Raw genomic sequence first — 22,577 nt, forward strand, 5'->3', positions numbered from 1 at the left:
ATCGGCACAGGCCGCTGCCACAACAGGAAGACCGATGAGCATTGTGACCAAAGCCCTGAACCTGGTGCCCATGGTGGTCGAGCAGACCAGCCGTGGCGAGCGTGCGTACGACATCTACTCGCGTTTGCTGAAGGAGCGTCTGATCTTCCTGGTCGGTCCGATCGACGACCATATGGCCAACGTCATCGTGGCCCAGTTGCTGTTCCTGGAAGCGGACAACCCGGAAAAGGACATCAGCATCTACATCAACTCGCCTGGTGGCGTGGTCACCGCCGGCATGGCGATCTACGACACCATGCAGTACATCAAGCCGGACGTGAGTACCATCTGCGTCGGTCAGGCTGCCTCGATGGGCGCGCTGCTGCTGGCTTCGGGTGCGGCCGGCAAGCGTTACGCGCTGCCGAATTCGCGCGTGATGATCCATCAGCCGCTGGGTGGCTTCCAGGGCCAGGCGACCGATATCGACATCCACGCCCGCGAAATCCTGACCCTGCGTTCGCGCTTGAACGAGATCCTGGCCAAGCACACCGGCCAGTCGCTGGAGACCATCGCGCGCGACACCGAGCGCGACAACTTCAAGAGCGCGGTCGATGCCCAGGCCTATGGTCTGGTGGATCAGGTGCTAGAGCGTCGTCCGGAAGAGTCGATCCAGCCGTCTTGATCGCCAGATTGTTGAAATTGCAGGAAAAACCGGCAGGGTCGGGCAGGGCGAATGTCCTCCCGACCCTGTGCTATTCTCGAAATCGAACCCCCGTGCATCGGGTGGGGTAACTGGGTAACAGAAGCATGAGCGAAGACCGCCAAGGTCGTTCCGGCGACAGCAACAAGATTCTCTACTGCTCGTTCTGCGGTAAGAGTCAGCATGAAGTCCGCAAGCTGATTGCCGGTCCCAGCGTATTCATCTGCGATGAGTGCGTTGAGCTGTGCAACGACATCATCCGCGAGGAACTCGAAGAGAAGGCGCAGTCGGCACGTTCCAGCCTGCCCAAGCCGCGCGAGATCCTCGAGGTCCTCGATCAATACGTGATCGGGCAGTTGCGCGCCAAGCGCACGCTTGCTGTGGCGGTGTACAACCACTACAAGCGCATCGAGAGCCGCAGCAAGAACGACGACGTCGAGCTGGCGAAGTCCAACATCCTGCTGGTCGGTCCGACCGGGTCGGGCAAGACGCTGCTGGCCGAAACGCTGGCGCGCCTGCTCAATGTGCCGTTCACGATCGCCGATGCCACCACGCTGACCGAAGCCGGCTATGTCGGCGAGGACGTGGAAAACATCATCCAGAAGCTGCTGCAGAAGTGCGATTACGACGTCGAGAAGGCGCAGCAGGGCATCGTCTATATCGATGAAATCGACAAGATCTCGCGCAAGAGCGAGAACCCGTCGATCACCCGCGACGTGTCCGGCGAAGGCGTGCAACAGGCGCTGCTCAAGTTGATCGAAGGTACGGTTGCTTCGGTGCCGCCGCAGGGTGGCCGCAAGCATCCGCAGCAGGAGTTCCTGCAGGTCGACACCAAGAACATCCTGTTCATCTGCGGCGGTGCGTTCGCTGGGTTGGACAAGGTGATTCAGCAGCGTTCCAACGATGCGGGCGGCATTGGCTTCGGTGCCAAGGTCAAGAGCAGCGAGCGCAAGCAGGAAGTCGGCAAGATCCTGGCCGAAGTCGAGCCGGAAGATCTGATCAAGTTCGGCCTGATTCCCGAGTTCGTCGGCCGCCTGCCGGTGGTCGCAACGCTCGAAGAGCTGGACGAGCCGGCGCTGATCAAGATCCTGACCGAGCCGAAGAACGCCATCACCAAGCAGTTCAAGAAGCTGTTCGATATGGAAGGCGTGGAACTGGAGTTCCGTCCGGATGCCTTGTCCGCGATCGCCAAGAAGGCGCTCAAGCGCAAGACCGGCGCGCGTGGCCTGCGCACCATCGTCGAATCGGTGCTGCTGGACACGATGTACGAGCTGCCCTCGCAGGAAAATGTGAGCAAGGTGGTGGTGGACGAGTCGGTGATCGAGCACAAATCCGAGCCGTATCTGATCTACCAGGCGCAACCGGCTCCGGCCAAGGCTGCATCCGGCGACTGAGCCTTGTCGCCGCCTCGCCAGGTCTTGGCCTCGCCTGCGGCTAAAGGCTTTCCGAGCGCTACTTGCAACACCTCGCCGATGGCCCCATAACGGGGCCATCGGCTTTTTTATTGCCCCAAAACCCCCATTCCTGTGGAGCGCCCCATGGCCCAGTCCCAACCAGAAGTTCTCGATCTGCCAGTGTTGCCGCTGCGCGACGTGGTGGTGTTTCCGCACATGGTGATCCCGCTGTTCGTCGGGCGTGACAAGTCGATGCGCGCGCTGGAAAAAGCCATGGAGGCGGACAAGCGCATCCTGCTGGTGGCGCAGAAGTCCGCCGAAACCGACGACCCGGCGGCCGGCGATCTGTATACCGTCGGCACCCTGGCGCAGGTGCTGCAGCTGCTCAAGCTGCCCGATGGCACCATCAAGGTGCTGGTTGAGGGCCTGTCGCGCGTCACTGTCGACAAGGTCGTCGAGCAGGATGGCGCGCTGCAGGGCCAGGGCACCGAAGTGGAGGCCAGCGATGCGCGCGAACCGCGCGAAGTGGAAGCGATCGCGCGTTCGCTGATGTCGCTGTTCGAACAGTACGTCAAGACCAATCGCAAGCTGCCGCCGGAACTGCTGCAGACCCTGGCCGGTATCGACGAGCCGGGTCGCCTGGCCGACACCATCGCCGCGCACATCGGCGTGCGCCTGGCCGACAAGCAGCGCCTGCTGGAGATCACCGAAATCGGTGAGCGCCTGGAATTGCTGGTCGGTCTGGTGGACGGCGAAATCGACGTGCAGCAGCTGGAAAAGCGCATCCGCGGCCGGGTGAAGTCGCAGATGGAAAAGAGCCAGCGCGAGTACTACCTCAACGAACAGATGAAGGCCATCCAGAAGGAGCTGGGCGACCTGGACGATGCGCCCGGCGAACTGGAAGAACTTGCGCGCAAGATCGCCGAGGCGGGCATGCCCAAGCCGGTCGAGACCAAGGCCAAGGCCGAACTCAATAAACTCAAGCAGATGTCGCCGATGTCCGCGGAAGCGGCGGTGGTGCGCAACTATCTGGACTGGCTGCTGGGCGTGCCGTGGAAAAAGCGCACCAAGGTTCGCAAGGATCTGAAGGTTGCCGAAGACACGCTGGACGCGGATCACTACGGCCTGGACAAGGTCAAGGAGCGCATCCTTGAATACCTGGCAGTGCAGTCGCGCGTGAAGCAGATGAAGGGGCCGATCCTGTGCCTGGTCGGGCCGCCGGGTGTGGGCAAGACCTCGCTCGGGCAGTCGATCGCCAAGGCGACCAATCGCAAGTTCGTGCGCATGAGCCTGGGCGGCATCCGCGACGAAGCCGAGATCCGCGGCCATCGTCGGACCTATGTGGGCTCGATGCCGGGCCGTCTGGTGCAAAACCTCAACAAGGTAGGCAGCAAGAACCCGCTGTTCCTGCTGGACGAGATCGACAAGATGTCGATGGACTTCCGTGGCGACCCGTCGTCGGCGTTGCTGGAGGTGCTCGATCCGGAGCAGAACAACTCCTTCAACGACCACTACCTGGAGGTCGATCTGGACCTGTCGGAAGTGATGTTCGTCGCCACCTCCAACTCGCTCAATATTCCCGGCCCGCTGCTGGACCGCATGGAAGTCATCCGCATCCCGGGTTACACCGAGGATGAGAAGCTCAACATCGCCATGCGGTACCTGGTGCCCAAGCAGATCAAGGCCAACGGTTTGAAGCCGGAAGAGATCGAGATCGGCGGCGACGCAATCCAGGACATCGTGCGCTATTACACGCGCGAATCGGGCGTGCGTAATCTGGAGCGCGAAGTCGCCAAGATCTGCCGCAAGGTGGTCAAGGAAATTGCGCTCGCAGGTCCGCAGCCGGCGGCCAAGACGGCGGTTGCCAAGAAGGGCAAACCGAAGGCATTGGTTACCGTCAACGCAAAGAATCTCGACAAGTATCTGGGCGTGCGTCGCTTCGACTTCGGCCGTGCCGAGGAAGAGAACGAGATCGGCCTGGTCACCGGTCTGGCATGGACCGAGGTGGGTGGCGAGTTGCTGCAGGTCGAATCCACGCTGGTGCCGGGCAAGGGCAACCTGATCCTCACCGGTCAGTTGGGCAACGTCATGAAGGAGTCGGCATCGGCTGCGTTGTCGGTGGTGCGTTCGCGTGCCGAGCGGCTGGGCATCGATGTGGATTTCCTGCAGAAGCAAGACGTGCACGTGCATGTGCCCGATGGTGCCACTCCCAAGGACGGCCCAAGCGCAGGCATCGCGATGGTCACCTCGCTGGTGTCGGTGTTGACCAAGGTGCCGATCCGCGCCGACGTGGCAATGACCGGCGAGATCACCTTGCGTGGGCGTGTCTCGGCGATCGGTGGCTTGAAGGAGAAGTTGCTGGCGGCCCTGCGCGGTGGCATCCGCACCGTGTTGATTCCCGACGAGAACCGCAAGGATCTTGCCGACATCCCGGCCAACGTCACCCGCGATCTGAAGATCGTGCCGGTGAAGTGGATCGACGAGGTGCTTGATCTGGCACTGGAGCGTCCGTTGACCCCGAAGAAGGCCGGCAAGGAGAAGGCACGCAAGACGGCTTCGCGCGTTGCCGTGCGCGGTAAGTCGCGTAGCACACCAGGCACCCGCGTCAAGCACTAACGGGGGCTGTCTAAGCCCCGGCAAAACAAGCCAAAACCCGCGTCGTTATTGGGTTTTGGCTTGCGTGCTGTTGGGGGCGCTGGTATAAATGCACGACTCGTGGGCGCGGCAAATGTGATGCGTCACGCGATACCACTTGTGTCGGGTTCTTCGCTAACGGCAAGAGCGCCGATTGTCGATTCCGCGGCATCTGCCGCAAAGGGAGTTTCAAGAATGAATAAAACCGAATTGATCGATGGCGTTGCCGCTGCCGCTGACATCTCCAAGGCTGAAGCTGGCCGTGCTGTTGACGCGGTTGTGAGCGAAATCACCAAGGCACTGAAGAAGGGCGACGCCGTCACCCTCGTTGGCTTCGGTACCTTCCAGGTCCGCGAGCGCGCTGAGCGCACCGGCCGCAATCCGAAGACCGGCGACAGCATCAAGATCGCGGCTTCGAAGAATCCTGCATTCAAGGCTGGCAAAGCCCTGAAGGATGCAGTAAACTAACCGACTCGCTAGGGTGCTTAGCTCAGCGGTAGAGCGTCTCCCTTACACGGAGAGGGTCGGGGGTTCGAAACCCTCAGCACCCACCATTAAGCACCAGGCAAACGTTTCAAGCGCGGAGCGGTAGTTCAGCTGGTTAGAATGCTGGCCTGTCACGCCGGAGGTCGCGGGTTCGAGTCCCGTCCGCTCCGCCAGTTACACCGAAGCCCCTGAGCAATTGGGGGCTTCGTTTTCTCCACAGCATTCGTATTGCGGATGGCGCGGAGAAAGATGTCCAAGTTTAAAGCGGAGCGGTAGTTCAGCTGGTTAGAATGCTGGCCTGTCACGCCGGAGGTCGCGGGTTCGAGTCCCGTCCGCTCCGCCAGTTATACCCAAGCCCTCGGCCTTGTGCCGGGGGCTTTTTTTTGGCCTTGGGACGCGTGCGGGTCAACGCGCGCATCGGCTTGGCGCGGCTCGCCCGGCGCTGCGTTTTCGGTGCGGTTTTGTGGCGATAAGATGCCCGGCGCGCGTTGGTGAGTCAGGTTTTATGCCATTGCTGCATCACGACACCGCAGTAACGGGCATTGGGCTGGGTGCTTGGCGTCAAGCGCGTTACACTGCCCGGCTCGCCCACAGGCCGTGATTTGCCAATGCTGCAGAAACTTCGCGACAAGACGTCAGGCTGGATCGCCACCGCCATTCTCGGGTTGCTGATGATTCCGTTCCTGTTCGTCATCGACAACAGCTACCTTGGCGGCATTGGCGCCAATAACGTGGCCAAGGTGCAGGCGCCGCCGAATTGGTGGAAGTCCGCGCCATCGTGGTGGCCGGTCTCCTTGCTGTGGCAGCACCACGAAATCAGCACGCAGGATTTCCGCGCGCGTTTTGAACAGGCGCGGATGCAGGAGCGTCAGCGTCAGGGCGAGAACTTCGACCCGCGCACGTTTGAATCGCGCGAAAACAAGCTGCAGGTGCTCGACCAGTTGGTCGACGAACAAGTGGTGCGCCTGGGCGCAGAAGATGCCGGGATCGTGATTGGCGATGCGGCCGTGCGCGACTACATCACCAATATTCAGGCGTTCCAGGTCGATGGCAAGTTCAGCCCGGACCAGTACCGCGCCGCGCTTGCGCAGGGCACGCCGCCACGTACGCCAGCGCAGTTCGATGCGTTGGTGCGCGATAGTCTGCAGCAGTCGGTGATCCCGCAGGCCGTGGCCGAGTCGGGTTTCGCCACCAAGGCCGAATTCGAGCGTCTGCTCAAGCTGATGGGCGAGACGCGCGACGTGGAATTGGCGATGCTGCCGCCACCGGCGGCGGATACTGCGCCGGTGAGCGATGCGCAGATCAAGCAGTGGTACGACGGGCATACGCAGGACTTCCGGCAGCCGGAAACCGTCACCATCGAATACGTCGAGCTCAATGCCGCCACCATGCCGCCAGCGACTGCCGCCGACGAGGCCGCGTTGCGCAAGCGCTATGAAGAAGAGAAGGCACGCTTCGTCGAACCGGACCAGCGGCTTGCCTCGCACATCCTGATCAGCGCCGGTACCGATGCGGCAGCGCAGAAGGCTGCCGAGGCGAAGGCCGCCAAGCTGGCTGCCGAGGCAAAGCAGCCGGGCGCCGACTTCGCCGCGCTGGCGAAGGCCAATTCGCAGGATCCCGGCTCCAAGGATGCCGGTGGCGACCTGGGTTGGGTCGAGAAGGGCACGATGGTCAAGCCATTCGAGGACGCGCTGTTCTCGATGAAGGCTGGCGATGTGGTTGGCCCGATCAAGAGCGAATTCGGCTACCACGTGATCCAGCTGCGTGAGGTCAAGGGTGGCCAGGGCAAGTCGTTCGAGCAGGTACGCGATCAGCTGGCCGCCGAGCAGCTCAAGGCCGACGCCGACAAGGCATTTGCCGACGTCAGCGGCAAGCTGGTGGACCAGGTCTACAAGAATCCCACCGCACTGGAGCCGGCTGCCAAGCAGGTTGGCCTGCCGGTACGGACGCTGGGGCCGTTCTCGCGCAGCAATGCGAGCGGCGTTGCCGCCAATCCGGCCGTGCTGCGCTCGGCGTTTTCCGAAACGCTGGTGCAGGACGGCACGGTGAGCGACCCGATCACCATCGCGCCAAACCATAGCGTGGTGTTGCGCGTGACCAACCACACCGCCGAACAGGCATTGCCGGTGGACAAGGTGCGCGACAAGGTGACTGCGGCGATTCGTGCGGACCGCAACGAAAAGGCCGCTGCCGCTGCTGCGGACGCGTTACTGGCGCGTGTACAGAAGGGTGAGACACTTCAGGCGCTTGCTGCCAGCGAAAAACTGCAGGTGCAGCCGATCCCGGGACTGCCGCGGACGGCACCGATTCCGACCCCGGCTGCGAACCGTGCGATCTTCAGCGCTCCGCGCCCGACCGAAGGCAAGCCGTCGGTTGGCAAGGTGGAATTGGATGGTGGACGCTTCGCTGTCTTCATCATCAGCAAGGCCACGCCGGGCGATCTGAAGCAGATGCCGGCCGAGCAGCAGACGATGCTGCGCGAGCAGCTGAGCCAGATCGATGGAAACAACGCTGCGCAGGCGTACGTCAAGGAAATGCGCAAGCGCTACAAGATCCAGATCGAAGAAGCGCAGCTGTAAGGCTGGGTCTCGATCGGTAAGAGAAAAGCCCGGGTCACCGGGCTTTTTCTTTGGGCTGTGTGGTGGAGAAGCAAGTCAGCTGACGCAGTGGTATCGATCAGGTGCGCAACGCGTCACAGTGTGGTCCGAGTGATCGGCATGTTCCTGCGGTGCAGTGGTGTCTGTGCGATTCGGTTGGTTGAAGGCGGGCGTTACGCTTTATGGCTGCCCGCTGCCCGCTGCCCGCTGCCCGCTGCCCGCTGCCCGCTGCCCGCTGCCGTCGTCATCTCTGCCGGGTTGCTCTTGTGTGCTTGTGCGCTGCAGATCGCCAGCCGCTAACGCTCTGCGCTATGACGACGCGCGCAGGTGTTACTCGGGAAAGTGCACGTGGGTGCCGTGCTTGTGATCGCAAAAAGCAAGGCAGCCAGATAGCGATGCATGTGGCTGACTCAGCAGCGCGCGTCGTTGTCATCATGGCTTGCGCTGCGGAATGCTTCTGCAGGGTGTGTGATCCTTGCCGGATCGCGAGTGGCAAATGCGTCGCGCATTTCAGCTCTTTGGCGCGTCGCGCCGTAGCTGCTCACCGGGCTAGCTGCGCCCTGCCACCACTCCGCTACCTCTCGGGACCGCAGCGGCATTCCTGCAAGAAGGCTAGTTCGGTGAGTGAAGCTCGGTGTCTAGGCAATTGCGATGCTGGTCGGTTGCCTGCACCGCACCGCAGAACGCTCAAGCGCGCTGCAAACAAGACGTACAACTCAAGGCGTGTTGTCGAACGACAGCACCATGCCCGGCTTCAGAACGGCACGTTTGTCCAGGCCGTTGTTGGCGAGCAGCGTCGTCACGGTGACCCCGTAGCGGCGTGCGATTGCCCAGGCCGATTCCCCATTGCGCACGGTGTGGGTGCGTGTGGGTGAGGCCGATGCTTTGCTAGATGCCCTGGCAACAACGGTCGGCTTAGCATCGTCGCTGTCGGCGGCATTTCCCAGATCAGCGGATGCGACCGCGACGCTGGTCGATCCAGGTTGCGCCGGCGCGATCGGAGCCAGCACATGCACGCCGCCCGGCGCGGCGCGTGCGCCGGCCAGGGCGGGATTCAGGCGGGCGAGCAGCTGCGGCTCGATCGCGCGCTGCCCCGCCCAGGTGTTGAGGCTGGTGCCAGCCGGCAGCGCATGTTCGGTGAGTACCGGAACTTGACGATCCAGCGAGGTCAGCAAGTTGCCCTGTTGCTGCGCGTGATCGAGCACGCAGGCGAGTGCGTGCAATTTTTCCACGTATTCGTAGGTGACTTTGGACATTCCCGGCAGTTCGGACGGGCGCGCGTTCTGTGCGTTCATCCCGGCACTGCGCATTGCCTGCAGCACGCGGTACTCACCGGCGTTGTAGGCCATCAGCGCCAGGCGCCAGTCACCGCCGAACATGCCGTAGAGCGTTTTGAGATAGCGCACGGCCGCAGAGGTGGAATCCACTGCCGACAGGCGGCCGTCGTATTGCGCGCCGACCGGCACGTGGTGGTTGCGCGCAGTGGTGGCAATGAACTGCCACAGGCCGGCGGGGCCGCTGCCATTGCGTGCGCCGGGACGGTAGCCGCTTTCGACGAAGGGAATCAGCGCGAACTCGGTCGGCATATCGGCTTCGCGCAGTTCGTCCACCACGTAACCGAACAGCGGCAATACATCCTGTGCATCGTCGGCCAGGCGTGCCGGGGCGCGTGAGAAATGTTGTTCCCAGCGAGTGTCGCTATGCTCGCTATCGCAGCCGGGGTCAGCACGGCCTTCCAGGAACGAGGAAAAGATCTCGCGCCCATTGCGCACGCCGGGGGCGCTGCTCGGCGTGGCGGTGCTGGTTGCGGCTGCAAGACGGCTTGCATCGTTGGACGACGCGGCCGCCGGTGTGATGGCCGCACAGGCGGCCAGCACTGCCAAAACCAGGCGCCTCATGCGCGAAATTCGTCTTTCCAGCGCCGAAGTTCGGCGAAAACATCAACCTCAGAGGAAAGTGCGCCGGCTGCGCGCGGTGCCACTGCGGCGCGGATCTCGGGGCGGTTGGTGCGTAAGAACGGATTGGTGGCCAGTTCACTCTTGAGCGAAATCGGCAGGGTAGGACGGGCTGCATGACGCATGGCCTGGGCTTCCTGTTGACGGCGCTGCAAGGCAGCGTTGGTGGGATCGACGTGCAGCGCAAAGGCCGCATTGGCCAAGGTGTATTCGTGGCCGCAACACACAAGCGTTTCGCCGGGCAGGGAGGCCAGGCGCTGCAACGAGTCGAACATCTGAGGTGCGGTACCTTCGAACATCCGCCCACAGCCTAGGCTGAACAGGGTATCACCGCTGAACAGATGGCCGTCGGTCACGAAGGCGATGTGACTGCGGGTGTGACCAGGCACTTCAAGCACCTGGAAATCGACATCGAGCAGGCTCAAGCGCTCTCCCTGACCGACCTGATGGGCGCCGGCAGGAATGCGTTCGTCGGCCGGGCCGAACAGTGCCAGGCCCGGCCAACGCTCCTGCAGCGCCGCCACGCCCCCGATGTGGTCGCCATGATGATGGGTCAGCAGGACGGCGCTGGGAACCAGGTCATCGCGCTCTGCGGCAGCCAAGACCGGCTCTGCCTGGCCGGGGTCGACGATGACGGCGCGGCCGTCCGCAGCGACCAGCGCCCAGATGTAGTTATCGTCGAATGCGGGCAGGGCGATCAGTCGCATAGAATTGGGACCATGCCCGCCACGCCATTCTCCCGTCAAGCTGGTGTCTCATCCTGGTTTGATACTGGAGCCGGGCGAGGCCTGCTCCAATTGGAACGCCGCCTGGCGCTGGAAGCGCTGCAGAGCCGTCCGTCGCAGCCCTGGCTGTGGCTGACACCGACGCGCGAGCTGCCTGCGCGCGAATCCCTGCAAGGGCGCGGTTTGCGCCTGCATCGCAGTGCCGGGCGCTTCACCGGCGATGCGCGCTGTGCAATGCCGTTTCCGTTGCCGACCGAAAGCCTGCAGGCGATTGTGGTTCAGCATGCTGTGGTTGGCGGGGCAGCGGATTTTCTGGCCGAATGCGAGCGGCTGTTGATGCCCGGTGGCCGGCTGTGGCTGTTCACGCTCAATCCGATGAGTCCCTACCGTTTCCGTTGGGCGCGCCGTGGGCCGGTGGCGCTGCGGCCGGATCGTTGGCGTCTGCTGGCACAACGCGCTGGCCTGCAAAGCGTGCAGGCGGAGCGCTACCTGGGGCCGATCTGGCGCACCGATAGCAGTTCTATCGATCCTGGCCGCGCACCCTGGCGCGCGGTGTATCTGCTGGAAGTGGAAAAACGCGCCGCTGCCGCGATCGGCCCGACGCCGATCATGCTGCCGACGCGCTGGCCGCAACCGGTGGCCACGCTCTGACCTGGCTAAGTCTGACCTGTTGAAGTAACAACTCTGGAAGCTGATGAAATCAATCGAAGTGCATACCGACGGCTCCTGCCTCGGCAATCCCGGGCCGGGCGGTTGGGCGGCCCTGTTGCGTTACAACGGGCGCGAGAAGGAGCTGGCCGGCGGTGAGGCGGTGTCCACCAACAACCGCATGGAACTGATGGCGGCGATCATGGCGCTGGAAACGCTGACCGAGCCGTGCCAGATCGTGCTGCATACCGACTCGCAGTACGTGCGGCAGGGCATCACCGAGTGGATGCCGGGCTGGGTGCGGCGTCACTGGAAAACCGCGGGCGGCGACCCTGTCAAGAATCGCGAATTGTGGGAGCGGCTGCATGCGGCCACGCAACGCCACAGCATCGATTGGCGCTGGGTGAAAGGCCACAATGGCGACCCGGACAACGAGCGCGTCGACGTGCTCGCCCGCAATCAGGCCACCGCCCAGCGCGATGGTCGCGCAACATCGTAAGAGGACACATGCGTCAGATCATTCTCGATACCGAAACCACCGGCCTGGAATGGCGCAAGGGCAACCGCGTCGTTGAAATCGGTGCGGTGGAGCTGCTCGAGCGGCGCCCGAGCGGCAATAACTTCCATCGTTATCTGAAGCCCGATTGCGACTTCGAGCCTGGCGCGCAGGAGGTGACCGGGCTGACCCTGGAATTTCTGGCCGATAAACCGCTATTCGGCGATGTGGTGGAGGAGTTCCTCGCCTACATCGATGGCGCGGAGCTGATCATCCATAACGCTGCCTTCGATCTGGGTTTTCTGGACAACGAGCTGGCGCTGCTGGGCGACAACTACGGGCGCATCGTCGAGCGCGCCACGGTGGTCGACACCTTGATGATGGCGCGCGAGCGCTATCCGGGGCAGCGCAATTCCTTGGACGCCTTGTGCAAGCGTCTGGGCGTGGACAACTCGCATCGCCAGTTGCATGGCGCCTTGCTCGATGCGCAGATCCTGGCCGATGTGTACATCGCGCTGACCTCGGGTCAGGAGGAGATTGGTTTTGCCAGCGCCGACACCGGCCAGCACACCGACACCGCCGGCGGCATGATCGCGTTCGACCCGGCGCTGTTGTTGCCGCGTCCGCGCGTCGCGGTGACCGCCTCCGAATCGCAGGCGCACGAAGCGCGTCTGGCGCAGCTGCGCAAGAAAGCCGGGCGTGCGTTGTGGGATGCGCCGGCCGAAGAAATCGCTGTTGCCGGCTGAGGCGTCTGGCACAAGGTGGATTGCCGCCGTTGGGGCCGCCGCGTCAGTAACTGCGCACCAGGATCGCGGTGATGTTGTCCGAACCGCCGCCATCCAGGGCTGCGGCAACCAGACATTCCACGCATTCCTGCGCGCTGCAATCGGCCTGCGACAAGGTGGCCGCGATGGCGGCATCGTCCACTTCTTCGGTCAGGCCGTCGCTGCACAGCAGTAGCTGCATGCCGGATTTTAGTTCGCCCTGCATGGTGGCAACATTCAGATGCGCCGGGTCGGTCACGCCCAGTGCCTGGGTCACCACGTTGCGGTGCGGGTGTGCGCGTGCCTGCTCGCTGGTGAGCGTGCCCTGGGCGATGAGTTCCTGCACGTAGCTGTGGTCCTGGCTCAACTGCGCCAGCCGGCCATCGCGCCAGAGATAGGCACGGCTGTCGCCGACCCAGGCCACTTCGAAGCGCTGGCCCAGCACGCGTGCGGCCACTACGGTGGTGCCCATCGGCAAGGTGTCGTTGCAACGGCGCGAGGTCTTGATGATCTCCTCGTCGGCGATGCGCACTGCCTGGACCAGCGGAGTGCCCGCGCGGATTTCACGCACGATGGTCTCGCGTGCCAGCGCGCTGGCCACTTCGCCGCAGGCATGCCCGCCCATGCCATCGGCGACCAGCCACAGTCCCAGTTCGCTATCGCCGTAATAGGTGTCCTCGTTGAGGTCACGGCGCAGGCCGACATGGGTAAGGTGTCCGAATTCGAGCATGGGGCCGGGTCGCCAAGGATGAAGATGCGCCACCATCATCGCGGCCCGACCGGTCAGCGGCAACAGACCGCACACGGGCGTCGCAGTACCGGTTCACGCCTGAGCGATGGCCGACCCTGCCGGCGCTGGCCCAGGCCGCTTGTGGCCTGGCGCGTGTGCCCGTATGATGCACGGCCCCAGGACACTGGGGACCATCTGGAGAGGTGGCAGAGCGGTTGAATGTACCTGACTCGAAATCAGGCAGGCGTTTATAGCGCCTCGGGGGTTCGAATCCCCCCCTCTCCGCCAGATTGAGGCGAGCAGTTGTGCCAGTGCCGCGTGCGTTTCGCCGGCGTCATTGGGGGGGTGAAAAGCCCCGGGTTCGACAGACAGCGCAGCTGTTTGCACGGCGAAGGCACGTGGTGCCGAGTGAATCCCCGCTCTGTCGCCAGATTCGCATCAGCCCCCGCAAGGGGGCTTTTGTTTATGTGTCGCAGCCGCCTGTGGATGCGATGACTACAATCCGCTCGACCCCCGTTGGAGGCCTGTCATGTCCGAGATCCTGGTGCCCGTGTCCTTTGGTGAGCTGCTCGACAAGATCGCGATCCTGCAGATCAAGTCCGAGCGCATGAGCGATGCGGCCAAGTTGACCAATGTGCGCAACGAGCTGTCTGCGCTGGAAACCAGCTGGATGGCGCATCCGGCCGCCGGCCACGACATCGTGCGCCTGCGCGCCGAGCTCAAAGCTGTCAACGAGCGGCTGTGGGTCATCGAGGACGACATCCGCCTCAAGGAACAGGCGCAGAGCTTCGACGACACCTTCGTACAGCTGGCGCGCAGCGTGTACATCGAAAACGATGAGCGCGCGCGCATCAAGAAAGAGATCAACCTGGCGCTGGGGTCTTCCTATGTGGAAGAAAAGTCGTATCAGGACTATCGCGCCAAAGGCGTCTGAGCGCATTGGCTCATAGATTGTGCCGGTATGGATTGCGCTGGTGATGCAGCCAGCGCGATCAGGGGCGTAGGCGGGTCTGGTTGAGCTGCGATCGTCAGCGCGGATGGTCGGTGCGATAACGCTCGAAGGCGGCGATTGCATCGTCCACGGTGATCAGCGACATCACCTCGTCGAATTCAATCTTGGTACCCCAGCTCAGCTGGTCGGCCGGCTTGTGCAGGAACTTGCGCGCGGCCGCGTCGTAGCGATCCACGCAATAGCGCACGTCCGAATACGGGCCGCTGCGTCGCGGGTTGCTGGCCGCGTGCAGGCCGAGCACCTTGATGCCCATCGCGTTGGCGATGTGCATCGGCCCGGAATCCGGCGTGGCCACCAGATCCGCACGTGCGAGCAGGGCGGGCAGTTGCTTGAGCGTGTCCTTGCCGACCAGGTCCAGCAGCGGGGCGCGCGCGGCCGCGACGATGGCATCGGCGGTGCTGCGTTCCAGTTCGCTGCGCCCGCCGCATAGCACGACCCGCCAGCCTTGTGCGGCGGCATGATCGGCCAGTGCGGCGTTGCGATCGGGATACCAGTTGCGGCGCGCATGGCTGGAACACGGGGAAATCATCAGCACCGGGCGGCCATCGTCGTCCCATTGCGCACGCGCCCAGGCGTGCGCCTCGGCAGGTACCGGGAGATCCCAACGGACCTGGGTCTGGCGCAGGCCAAGCGGCTCGGCAAAGCTGCCGATGGCGTCGAGCACATGGATGCCGGGGCGGTCGGCGATGCGCTCGTTGACGAACAAGCCATGCAGGTCCCTGGAGCGGCTGCGGTCGTATCCGATGCGGCGCCGCGCCGGCACGAAGGCCGATAGCACGTTGGCGCGAAAGGCCACCTGCATCTGCAGCAAGGCATCGAAACGGCCCAGCGGTGCCAGCGACCGGCGCAGCGCGCGCATGCCGGCCACGCCGCTGCGTTTGTCGTAGGCATGGAAGTGCACGCCGGGCAGGCCATCGAGCAATTTCAGCCCGGCCTTGTCGATGATCCAATGCAGCTCGCTTGCCGCAAACCCTGCCTGCAAGGTGCGCACCAGCGGCACCACATGGGTGACATCGCCCAGGGCGGACAAGCGCAGCAAACACAGCGATGCGGGCGTTACAGCCATGGTGTTGTTAGACTCGATAGATGGTTTCTTTCGATGCCACCGAAGCGATGGCGCCGTACCGCGAAGGTCGCGGCTATGGTGCCATTCTGTTCGACCGCGAACGGCTGCGGCAAGCCGATGCCAGCCTGTTTTCGCCGCAATCGTGGGGCGACAGGGCGCGGCCGGTGGGCGAAGGCGGGCGTGGCGGCGCGTGGTTCGTGGACGCGCCGTTCGGCCACAGCGTGCTGCGGCAGTATCTGCGTGGCGGCATGGCCGCACGCGTGAGCCGCGATCGCTATCTGTGGAAAGGGGCAGGGCGCACACGCAGTTTTGCCGAGTTCCGGCTGATGCGGGAGCTGATCAAATGCAAGTTGCCGGTGCCGCGCCCGTTGGCTGCCTGCTATCTGCGCGAAGGCCTGGGCTATCGCGCGGCGCTATTGATGGAGCGACTGGAACATGTGCGCTCGCTGGCCGATCACGCGCAGGTGGCCGGCCGCGGTGCACCGTGGGAGGCGACCGGCCAGCTGATTGCGCGCTTCCATCGCGCCGGCCTGGATCATGCCGATCTCAACGCGCACAACATTCTGTTCGACGCCGGCGGGCATGGCTGGCTGATCGATTTCGACCGCGGCGTGCTGCGCATTCCGGCCACGCGCTGGCGCGAGCGTAATCTCAAGCGCCTGCATCGTTCGCTGCTGAAGCTGCGTGGCAAGCGCAGTCGCGAGGACGTCGACAAGGACTACGAGCGCCTGCATCGCGCCTATGAGCTGGCCTGGGGCCGGGGCTACTGATGGACTGGGCCTTGCGGGTGCAGGGGGTCGGCAATGCGTCGGCAGTGGCGCTGGGTTCGCCGATGGCCACGCTTGAGCACGCTGGCGCGCCGTGGCTGACCATCGATTGCGGCAGCGAGGGGCTGACCGCCTACCAGGCCCATTACGGGCAGCTGCCGCTGGCGATCTTCATCACCCACGTGCATCTGGACCATGTCGGCGGGCTGGAGCGGATGTTCGTCGACAGCTATTTCTCCGAACGCCGCGGGCGCACGCGCCTGTATGTGCCGGCGCCGGTGGTGCCGCTGCTGCAGCGGCGCATCGCCGATTACCCGAACGTACTGGCCGAGGGTGGCGCGAACTTCTGGGATGCGTTCCAGCTGGTGCCGGTTGGCGACGCGTTCTGGCACGCCGGCGTGCGGCTGGAGGTGTTCCCGGTCCGTCACCACTGGCCCGAGACGGCCTACGGCTTGCGTCTGAAGGGCGCGCTGGTCTGGACCGGCGATACCCGGCCCATCCCGGAAATGCTGAAGCGTTATGCAGACGACAACGAGCTCATCGCGCATGACTGCGGCGTTCACGGCAACCCGTCGCATACTGGAGTGGATGATTTGGAGCGGGAATACCCGCAGGACCTGTTGAGCCGCATGCTGCTGTACCACTACGCCAGCGACGCCGACGGCGATGTGCTGCGTGCACGTGGTCACCGCGTTGTCGTGCCCGGTCAATACCTCACGTTGGCGGACCCGACCGCCGCCACGGTGCGCCGCTGATGGGCGCCTTGTTGCTGCCGGATCTTGCCGCAGCGCCGATGCAGGACCGCTACGGCCGCCCGTTGCGCGATCTGCGCCTGTCGGTGATCGAAGCCTGCAACTTCCGCTGCGGTTACTGCATGCCGGCCGATCGCGTGCCCGACGATTACGGATTCGACGCGCAGCAACGGCTGAGTTTCGATCAGCTGGAAACCCTGGTGCGTGCCTTCGTCTCGGTCGGGGTCACCAAGGTGCGCCTGACCGGTGGCGAGCCGCTGCTGCGCCGCGACCTGCCAAGCCTGGTTGCGCGGCTGACTGCGATCGAAGGCATCGAGGATCTGGCGCTGACCACCAACGGCACGTTGCTTGCGCGCCAGGCCGTTGCGCTGCGGCAGGCCGGGCTGCGACGCATCACCGTCAGCATGGATGCGCTGGATCCGGCGTTGTTTCGGCGCATGAGTGGCGATCGCGGCGAGATTGCGCAGGTGCTGGCCGGCATTGCCGCCGCCGAGCAGGCCGGTTTCCAGCGTCTGAAGATCAATTGCGTGGTGCAGCGGGGCGTCAACGAAGATCAGGTGCTGCCGCTGGTGGAACACTTCCGCGGCACCGGGCACGTGCTGCGCTTCATCGAATTCATGGACGTGGGCAGCTGCAACGGCTGGACGCCGGATGCGGTGGTGACGTCTGCGCAACTGCACGAACGCATCCACGCGCGCTGGCCGCTGGTGGCGCTGGACGCCAATTACACCGGTGAAGTGGCGCAGCGCCATGCGTTTGCGGATGGTGCTGGCGAAGTGGGCTTCGTCAGCTCGGTCAGCGTGCCGTTCTGCGGCGATTGCCAGCGCGCGCGCGTTTCGGCCGACGGGCATCTGTATACCTGCCTGTTTGCCAGTCAGGGCCACGACCTCAAGCCGGCCCTGGCCAACGGCGAGCCTGCGCTGGCGACGCATCTGCGTCAGCGCTGGAGCGTGCGTGGCGACCGCTACAGCGAAGTGCGTGCCTCGGCGCCACGGCGCGGCAAGCCGGTCGAGATGTTTTTGATCGGCGGATGAGCGCGGACCCAGTGCTGGCGCAGCTGCGCACGCCGTCGATGGATGGCCGTCGTAAGGTCGTGCGGGCCTTGCGCAGCTGGCTGTTGCGCAGGAGCTGATGGATGGCAGTTGCTGTTCCATCAAGGCACCCTGTTCACCGAGAATGCCGCATCCTGATCGCCTGCCTTCGTATCGCTTCCCATGCCTGCAAACTCCCGTTCCGCCCGTCTGACCCACCTGGATGACGCCGGGCTTCCCACCATGGTGGATGTCTCGGACAAGGCGGTCACCGCCCGTAGCGCCACCGCAGAAAGCCGCGTGCGCTTTCCCGCAGCGGTAGCTGCACAGCTGCACGCCAACGGCCTGCGTAGCGCCAAGGGCGGCATCGTGGAGACCGCAGTGATCGCCGGCACCATGGCGGTCAAGCGCACGCACGAATTGATTCCGTTCTGCCATCCGTTGCCGATCGATGCATGCCGCTTCGAGATCGACTGGGCCGGCGAGCAGGTGTTGGACATCCGTTGCACGGTGCGCTGCGTGCATCGCACCGGCGTGGAAATGGAAGCGCTCACCGGTGCCAGCGTGGCGGCGTTGACGGTCTACGACATGTGCAAGGCGTTGTCGCACAGCATGAGCATCGGCCCGACCAAGCTGGTGTCCAAGCGCGGCGGCAAACGCGATATCGGAGCGGCGCAATGACGGCCACGGTGACGGTGTTGTATTTCGCCAGCCTGCGCGAGGCTGCAGGCATCGCCGACGAGCGCGTGCAGACCGGTGCGGCGGATTTGCGCGGGCTTTATGCGCAGCTCGATGCGCGGCATGGACTGCGCTGGACGCCTGCGCAGTTGCGCGTGGCCGTGGATGGCGCCTTCGCGCGCTGGGAGGATGCGGTGCGCGATGGCAGCGAAGTGGTGTTCATTCCGCCGGTGTCGGGAGGTTGAGCGTGAGCGAGCAGGTTGCAGGGATCTTTGCGCTGTCCGACGCGGCATTGCCGGTCGATCATCTGCGTGCCGGCATGGAGCACCCGCATGCCGGCGCGTTCGCCAGCTTCGAAGGCTGGGTGCGCAATCACAACGAAGGCCGCGGCGTGGCCGGCTTGCGCTACGAAGCCTACGCCGCGCTCGCGCAGGCCGAAGGGCAGCGTGTTCTCGACGAAGCAATGCAACGATTCGCCATCGTGCACGCGCAGTGCGTGCATCGCGTGGGCGAGTTGCGCATCGGCGACATGGCGGTATGGGTCGGCGTCAGTGCGGCGCATCGTGGCGCCGCATTCGACGCGTGCCGCTACATCATCGACGAGGTCAAGGCGCGCGTGCCGATCTGGAAGCACGAGTACTACCTGGAAGGCGATGCAGGCTGGCTGCATCCAGAAACGCAACCGTAGGCATGCGTGCTTGCGAATCGGGCGGCGCGAGGGTGCCCGTGCGTTGGCGGGTCTCCCTGCCGGTTGCCCGCCTCGTCCGTATCGCGCCGTGGGAGAAGCTAACGCTTCGGGAATGCGCGCGCCGGTGTCACGGCGGGCACGAACGAATAACTGATCGGCTTTGCGCATAGGTGCACAGCGTGGCGCAGGAAGAGTGCTGCTTCTTGCTCGATCAGTGGCACGCAAGTCAGCGTTCCGCCTGGTTCGAGGGGCGCATGTCGAAAAGTGAGGGTGGTGTCCCCGCCGGTTGACCTCGGCGCCCGCGTCAATCGATACCGTTGCTGCCTTCCGGCCCTGGCGGGATTTTCGATCTAGCGTCGCGAGGGACCGACGGGGCCACCATAAGACGTGGGCCATTGGCATGGCCCTGCGATTTGCGGCGTTGGTGCCTGTGCGCAAATCATGAAACTGGCGGAGAGAGGGGCTGCTTGGGGAACACCCAACGCGGTCCAGACATCCTCAACTAAAAAGAATTTTAGCACGCAGTTCAGAAGCTTAGCTACTACTGCACGCCAATCAAGTCCAACGACACCCAAGGGCAGCGAACATAGGATGGCATACTGGATGGCATACCGGAAACAAGAGATCGAGGAAGGGCATGGCTTTGATCACAGATGCTAAGGCTCGCAGCATGAGCCCGGGTGGTCAGGCTGTCCCGCACGGAGGCATAACTGGTCTGACCCTGCATCCCTCGCCGTCACAGAAGGGGCAGGGAAAATGGGTACTGCGCTACGTCAGCCCTATCACGGGCAAGCGACGCAATGCCGGCCTAGGGGCCTATCCCGAGGTGGGGATAGCTTTGGCGGGTAAGCTGGCCCGTGAAATGCGCGAGCAGATCGCCGGTGGGCAGGATCCTTTGGAGTCCAAGGCAACTGACCGCGCCAAGCCGAAAACACCAACCTTCCAGGAAGCAGCAGTGCAGCTACACGGAGAACTGAAGCCCGGGTGGAAGAATCCCAAGCACGCACAACAATGGCTCAATACGTTGACCGAGTACGCGTTCCCGCAGGTCGGGTCCCATCCCATCGATCAATTGCAGCCCCGACACATTGCCGATGTCCTCCGTCCCATCTGGCTCGACAAAGCAGAGACAGCAAGTCGCGTAAAGCAACGTCTACACGCGGTAATGGCCTGGGGTTGGGCGCACGGATTTAACCAAGTCAACCCTGTCGATGTCGTAACACACCTGCTCCCGCTACAACCAGGAAAAGCAGTCAGACAGGAGCATCAACCAGCAATGCCTTGGGCGAAGATCCCATCCTTCGTCAGTGCAGAGCTTGCTGGAGCGGGCGAGTACGAAGTCACGAGAAATGCCTTGCTATTCCTCATTCTGAACGCTAGTCGTTCTGGCGAGGTGCGTGGGATGACCTGGGCGGAAGTTAACTTTCACGAGAAGCTATGGACGATCCCGGCTGTTCGTATGAAGTCCAAGCAACATCATCGAGTTCCGTTGTCGGAACAGTCTCTCGAACTGCTAAAGCGCCAGAACGGCCATCACGACGAGCTTGTCTTTCCATCTGTACAGGCTCGTTCCGTCATGTCAGATATGACGCTAACAGCACTTCTGCGTAGGACGGATGCACCGAGCGACACGGCTGGGCGAATTGCGACCGCCCACGGGTTCCGCTCGAGCTTTCGCGACTGGTGCAGCGAGCAAGGGTATGCGCGTGACCTCGCAGAGCGGGCATTGGCGCACACGGTGAAGGACAAGGTAGAGGCGGCCTACCACCGTACAGATCTCTTGGAGCAACGTCGTCCGATGATGCAGGCCTGGGCCGACTTCATTCACCCACGTGCGACCAAGATCAGGAAGAGGATATCGCCCGCATGACTCCGGGATCGCCACCCATTCGAGTCCGGTCCTTAGTCAGTGTACTTGATGGGAACGACCCTGTTGAGTTCATTCACAGGCTCCTTCGAGCTGGGTACGACAGGTTTTATGTAAAGGTTCCGAAGGGATTCCGGATCAGCCTTATCCCCACTGACCCTTTTCCTCCTGGGTACCAGCTTTGGGGAAACCGGCAATCCACCCAAGGCCATGCACGACCTCATGGCAATCAGGACCAGATACGTTACATGCAGCTCGATACACCTCAGTTGCGCGAGCTTCTTGAGTATCCCCCCGTCGTTTTGCGCCAATTCAACGCGGGAGGTCTGGAGTCCGCGTCGACCCACGATGGCATTCCTTCAATCGAGTTTAAATATCGGAAGGGTTTTCTAGGTGGTCTCCTGCCCACTGAGGGGTCCATCGCCGACAAGGTGCCAACACAGTTTGATGCCAGCTCTGGCGCTCCTACGGTCGTGAAGGTATTGAATCGCATCAGAAGCCAGTATTCGTACATTCTTCACGGTGTCAGTTTCAAGGATGTTTTTATTGATGCGCTGGCACTCGGTGACGCTTTGAAAAGTAGGTTGCCTGCTAAGGACGTGTCTCTGGCAGTCTGTGAAGATGTACCGGATGATCCTTATGGACTGAAGGACTCGTCGCCATTAGTCTATGAGATTCTCCGCAGAGCCAGTCGAAATCGAGACAAGACACGCAGTGAGATCGATGTGCCATCGCTTGCAGCAGAATTTCGAAAGTTGAATGCCGGGTACAATAAAAATCCCAAACCTTTCAACGACGGGCGGCATAATTTTGCGGCTATGCTTTCAAAGCCGAAGCACACGTATTCGTCCGACGGCCTTGGGGAGATTGACCCTCCCGAAGAGACCGTAGAGGTTCCTGCTGATAAATTCCTCGATCAGGGTTTCATCAATCAAAATCTCAGAAAACTCCTTTACGCCGCCTGTCGTTGGAGTGGTAGAAAGGACCCAGCGCTTGGGGGCGATCGGGAAAAGTTGGTGGATCTCTTGGTTGGGCTTGGCTTTTTTGACCGGGAAGACAGCGACCAGGTGCAGTCGTTGGTTTACTTCATTACAGGTGAAAAGTACAAGCGAAACAAGCACAAAAGCGAATTTAGGCATATCCGCAGCGACCGATCATGATACCAAGTCGGAAGGTGGATAACGGACACCCACGTCAACATACATGTATCCATGAATCGCCCAGGCATTCCCGTGAGGCTCGTTTATTTGAGCCACCTACATGCGACCACACCTGGCTGGCCGCAGCAGCGGCTGAAACTCGCCATCGGTAAATTTTTGCGCTTGCGGCGCCGGGCCTGCAACTGCTGCTCGCGGGACAGCGCTCCACGCGCTTACAGTTCACGCTGCGGTCTTCCCGTCGGAACTGCTGAGCTGAAATACTCACAAGGAAGGGATGTCCAGCCGTTTCTAACCAACGCAGGCTTGGGGCAATCTGTAACTGAGCCAAGCCGATCGGAGGGGCACCGAGCGCCTGCAGTGAGACTTCGGTCTTTTGGGCATCAGGGTTGCTGGGCTAACGGACCATCGGTGGCCTGCAGAACGTCGGCCTTGCGGCAAGGTGGGCAGT

Annotated in this window: 21 protein-coding genes, 4 tRNA genes and 1 other RNA gene; 21 read left to right on the plus strand and 5 right to left on the minus strand. The window is 63.0% G+C overall.

The genetic code is table 11. The features are described 5' to 3' along the window. Positions 1 to 34 precede the first annotated feature (34 nt). From clpP to A7D16_RS16170, 8 genes are all read left to right on the plus strand, one after another. Positions 35 to 661 carry an ATP-dependent Clp endopeptidase proteolytic subunit ClpP gene (clpP, locus tag A7D16_RS16135; protein WP_002806026.1) on the plus strand — a complete coding sequence of 209 codons (627 nt, stop codon included), beginning with the start codon at positions 35 to 37 and terminating at the stop codon, positions 659 to 661. 125 nt (positions 662 to 786) lie between these two features. Next, on the plus strand, positions 787 to 2,073 hold the full coding sequence (gene clpX, locus A7D16_RS16140) for an ATP-dependent Clp protease ATP-binding subunit ClpX (protein WP_003483788.1): 1,287 nt from the start codon (positions 787 to 789) through the stop codon (positions 2,071 to 2,073). Positions 2,074 to 2,217: 144 nt separating this feature from the next. Beyond that, on the plus strand, positions 2,218 to 4,689 hold the full coding sequence (gene lon / locus A7D16_RS16145) for an endopeptidase La (protein ID WP_064634250.1): 2,472 nt from the start codon (positions 2,218 to 2,220) through the stop codon (positions 4,687 to 4,689). A 213-nt stretch (positions 4,690 to 4,902) separates the two neighbouring features. Next, positions 4,903 to 5,175, plus strand: a complete 273-nt coding sequence (locus A7D16_RS16150) for an HU family DNA-binding protein (protein ID WP_002806049.1) — start codon at positions 4,903 to 4,905, stop codon at positions 5,173 to 5,175. Between the two features lie 11 nt (positions 5,176 to 5,186). Continuing rightward, positions 5,187 to 5,261, plus strand: a tRNA-Val gene (locus A7D16_RS16155). A 28-nt stretch (positions 5,262 to 5,289) separates the two neighbouring features. After that, positions 5,290 to 5,366, plus strand: a tRNA-Asp gene (locus tag A7D16_RS16160). 93 nt (positions 5,367 to 5,459) lie between these two features. Then, positions 5,460 to 5,536, plus strand: a tRNA-Asp gene (locus A7D16_RS16165). A 265-nt stretch (positions 5,537 to 5,801) separates the two neighbouring features. Beyond that, positions 5,802 to 7,772, plus strand: a complete 1,971-nt coding sequence (locus tag A7D16_RS16170) for a peptidyl-prolyl cis-trans isomerase (RefSeq protein WP_064634251.1) — start codon at positions 5,802 to 5,804, stop codon at positions 7,770 to 7,772. A 734-nt stretch (positions 7,773 to 8,506) separates the two neighbouring features. On the opposite strand, the gene A7D16_RS16175 is transcribed toward A7D16_RS16170, so the two are convergent. After that, entirely contained in the window at positions 8,507 to 9,688 is a 1,182-nt protein-coding gene (locus A7D16_RS16175) for a lytic transglycosylase domain-containing protein (RefSeq protein ID WP_064634252.1), read from the minus strand. Continuing rightward, positions 9,685 to 10,452: a hydroxyacylglutathione hydrolase gene (gene gloB / locus A7D16_RS16180; protein WP_064634253.1), complete on the minus strand. Its 768-nt coding sequence runs from the start codon at positions 10,450 to 10,452 to the stop codon at positions 9,685 to 9,687. The genes A7D16_RS16175 and gloB overlap by 4 nt, the downstream gene beginning before the upstream one ends. A gap of 12 nt (positions 10,453 to 10,464) precedes the next feature. Here gloB and A7D16_RS16185 point away from each other — a divergent pair, with 12 nt between their 5' ends. Genes A7D16_RS16185 through dnaQ form a run of 3 tightly spaced genes read left to right on the plus strand, consistent with a single transcriptional unit; the run spans position 10,465 to position 12,360 of the window. Continuing rightward, positions 10,465 to 11,121 (plus strand): hypothetical protein, encoded by a 657-nt coding sequence (locus tag A7D16_RS16185; protein WP_064634254.1) that lies wholly within the window; start codon positions 10,465 to 10,467, stop codon positions 11,119 to 11,121. A gap of 43 nt (positions 11,122 to 11,164) precedes the next feature. Next, the gene (rnhA, locus tag A7D16_RS16190) at positions 11,165 to 11,617 is read left to right on the plus strand and encodes a ribonuclease HI (protein ID WP_064634255.1); all 453 of its coding nucleotides are present in this window, start codon (positions 11,165 to 11,167) and stop codon (positions 11,615 to 11,617) included. Positions 11,618 to 11,625: 8 nt separating this feature from the next. Beyond that, positions 11,626 to 12,360, plus strand: a complete 735-nt coding sequence (gene dnaQ / locus A7D16_RS16195) for a DNA polymerase III subunit epsilon (RefSeq protein WP_064634256.1) — start codon at positions 11,626 to 11,628, stop codon at positions 12,358 to 12,360. A gap of 43 nt (positions 12,361 to 12,403) precedes the next feature. Here dnaQ and A7D16_RS16200 read toward each other — a convergent pair whose 3' ends face one another. After that, positions 12,404 to 13,108: a PP2C family protein-serine/threonine phosphatase gene (locus A7D16_RS16200; protein WP_064634257.1), complete on the minus strand. Its 705-nt coding sequence runs from the start codon at positions 13,106 to 13,108 to the stop codon at positions 12,404 to 12,406. A gap of 197 nt (positions 13,109 to 13,305) precedes the next feature. On the opposite strand from A7D16_RS16200, the gene A7D16_RS16205 reads away from it, so the two are divergent. Together A7D16_RS16205 and A7D16_RS16210 are read left to right on the plus strand one after the other, a co-directional pair. Further along, a tRNA-Ser gene (locus A7D16_RS16205) sits at positions 13,306 to 13,396 on the plus strand. 241 nt (positions 13,397 to 13,637) lie between these two features. Beyond that, a complete protein-coding gene (locus tag A7D16_RS16210; RefSeq protein WP_064634258.1) occupies positions 13,638 to 14,042 on the plus strand; it encodes a DUF6165 family protein in 405 nt (134 codons plus the stop codon). 94 nt (positions 14,043 to 14,136) lie between these two features. Here A7D16_RS16210 and A7D16_RS16215 read toward each other — a convergent pair whose 3' ends face one another. Continuing rightward, positions 14,137 to 15,186 carry a glycosyltransferase family 9 protein gene (locus A7D16_RS16215; protein ID WP_064634259.1) on the minus strand — a complete coding sequence of 350 codons (1,050 nt, stop codon included), beginning with the start codon at positions 15,184 to 15,186 and terminating at the stop codon, positions 14,137 to 14,139. Between the two features lie 20 nt (positions 15,187 to 15,206). Here A7D16_RS16215 and A7D16_RS16220 point away from each other — a divergent pair, with 20 nt between their 5' ends. From A7D16_RS16220 to A7D16_RS16245, 6 genes are all read left to right on the plus strand, one after another. Then, positions 15,207 to 15,956, plus strand: coding sequence for a 3-deoxy-D-manno-octulosonic acid kinase (locus A7D16_RS16220; RefSeq protein ID WP_064634260.1), 750 nt, complete (start codon positions 15,207 to 15,209; stop codon positions 15,954 to 15,956). Further along, positions 15,956 to 16,708: an MBL fold metallo-hydrolase gene (locus tag A7D16_RS16225; protein ID WP_064634261.1), complete on the plus strand. Its 753-nt coding sequence runs from the start codon at positions 15,956 to 15,958 to the stop codon at positions 16,706 to 16,708. The genes A7D16_RS16220 and A7D16_RS16225 overlap by 1 nt, the downstream gene beginning before the upstream one ends. Then, a complete protein-coding gene (gene moaA, locus A7D16_RS16230) occupies positions 16,708 to 17,739 on the plus strand; it encodes a GTP 3',8-cyclase MoaA (protein ID WP_064634262.1) in 1,032 nt (343 codons plus the stop codon). Before A7D16_RS16225 ends, moaA begins: the two co-directional genes overlap by 1 nt. Before the next feature lie 180 nt (positions 17,740 to 17,919). Continuing rightward, positions 17,920 to 18,417, plus strand: a complete 498-nt coding sequence (gene moaC / locus A7D16_RS16235) for a cyclic pyranopterin monophosphate synthase MoaC (RefSeq protein ID WP_064634263.1) — start codon at positions 17,920 to 17,922, stop codon at positions 18,415 to 18,417. Further along, a complete protein-coding gene (locus A7D16_RS16240) occupies positions 18,414 to 18,659 on the plus strand; it encodes a MoaD/ThiS family protein (RefSeq protein WP_064634264.1) in 246 nt (81 codons plus the stop codon). Before moaC ends, A7D16_RS16240 begins: the two co-directional genes overlap by 4 nt. Beyond that, positions 18,656 to 19,102, plus strand: coding sequence for a molybdenum cofactor biosynthesis protein MoaE (locus A7D16_RS16245; RefSeq protein ID WP_064634265.1), 447 nt, complete (start codon positions 18,656 to 18,658; stop codon positions 19,100 to 19,102). The genes A7D16_RS16240 and A7D16_RS16245 overlap by 4 nt, the downstream gene beginning before the upstream one ends. 276 nt (positions 19,103 to 19,378) lie before the next feature. Here the strand turns inward: A7D16_RS16245 and ffs are convergent. After that, an RNA gene (ffs, locus tag A7D16_RS16250) (signal recognition particle sRNA small type) lies at positions 19,379 to 19,475 on the minus strand. Positions 19,476 to 19,739: 264 nt separating this feature from the next. Here ffs and A7D16_RS16255 point away from each other — a divergent pair. Continuing rightward, the gene (locus tag A7D16_RS16255; protein ID WP_005990061.1) at positions 19,740 to 20,972 is read left to right on the plus strand and encodes a tyrosine-type recombinase/integrase; all 1,233 of its coding nucleotides are present in this window, start codon (positions 19,740 to 19,742) and stop codon (positions 20,970 to 20,972) included. 245 nt (positions 20,973 to 21,217) lie between these two features. Continuing rightward, positions 21,218 to 22,129: a hypothetical protein gene (locus tag A7D16_RS16260; RefSeq protein ID WP_064634266.1), complete on the plus strand. Its 912-nt coding sequence runs from the start codon at positions 21,218 to 21,220 to the stop codon at positions 22,127 to 22,129. Positions 22,130 to 22,577: the final 448 nt, after the last annotated feature.

Source organism: Xanthomonas nasturtii, from assembly GCF_001660815.1.
Lineage (GTDB): Bacteria > Pseudomonadota > Gammaproteobacteria > Xanthomonadales > Xanthomonadaceae > Xanthomonas > Xanthomonas nasturtii.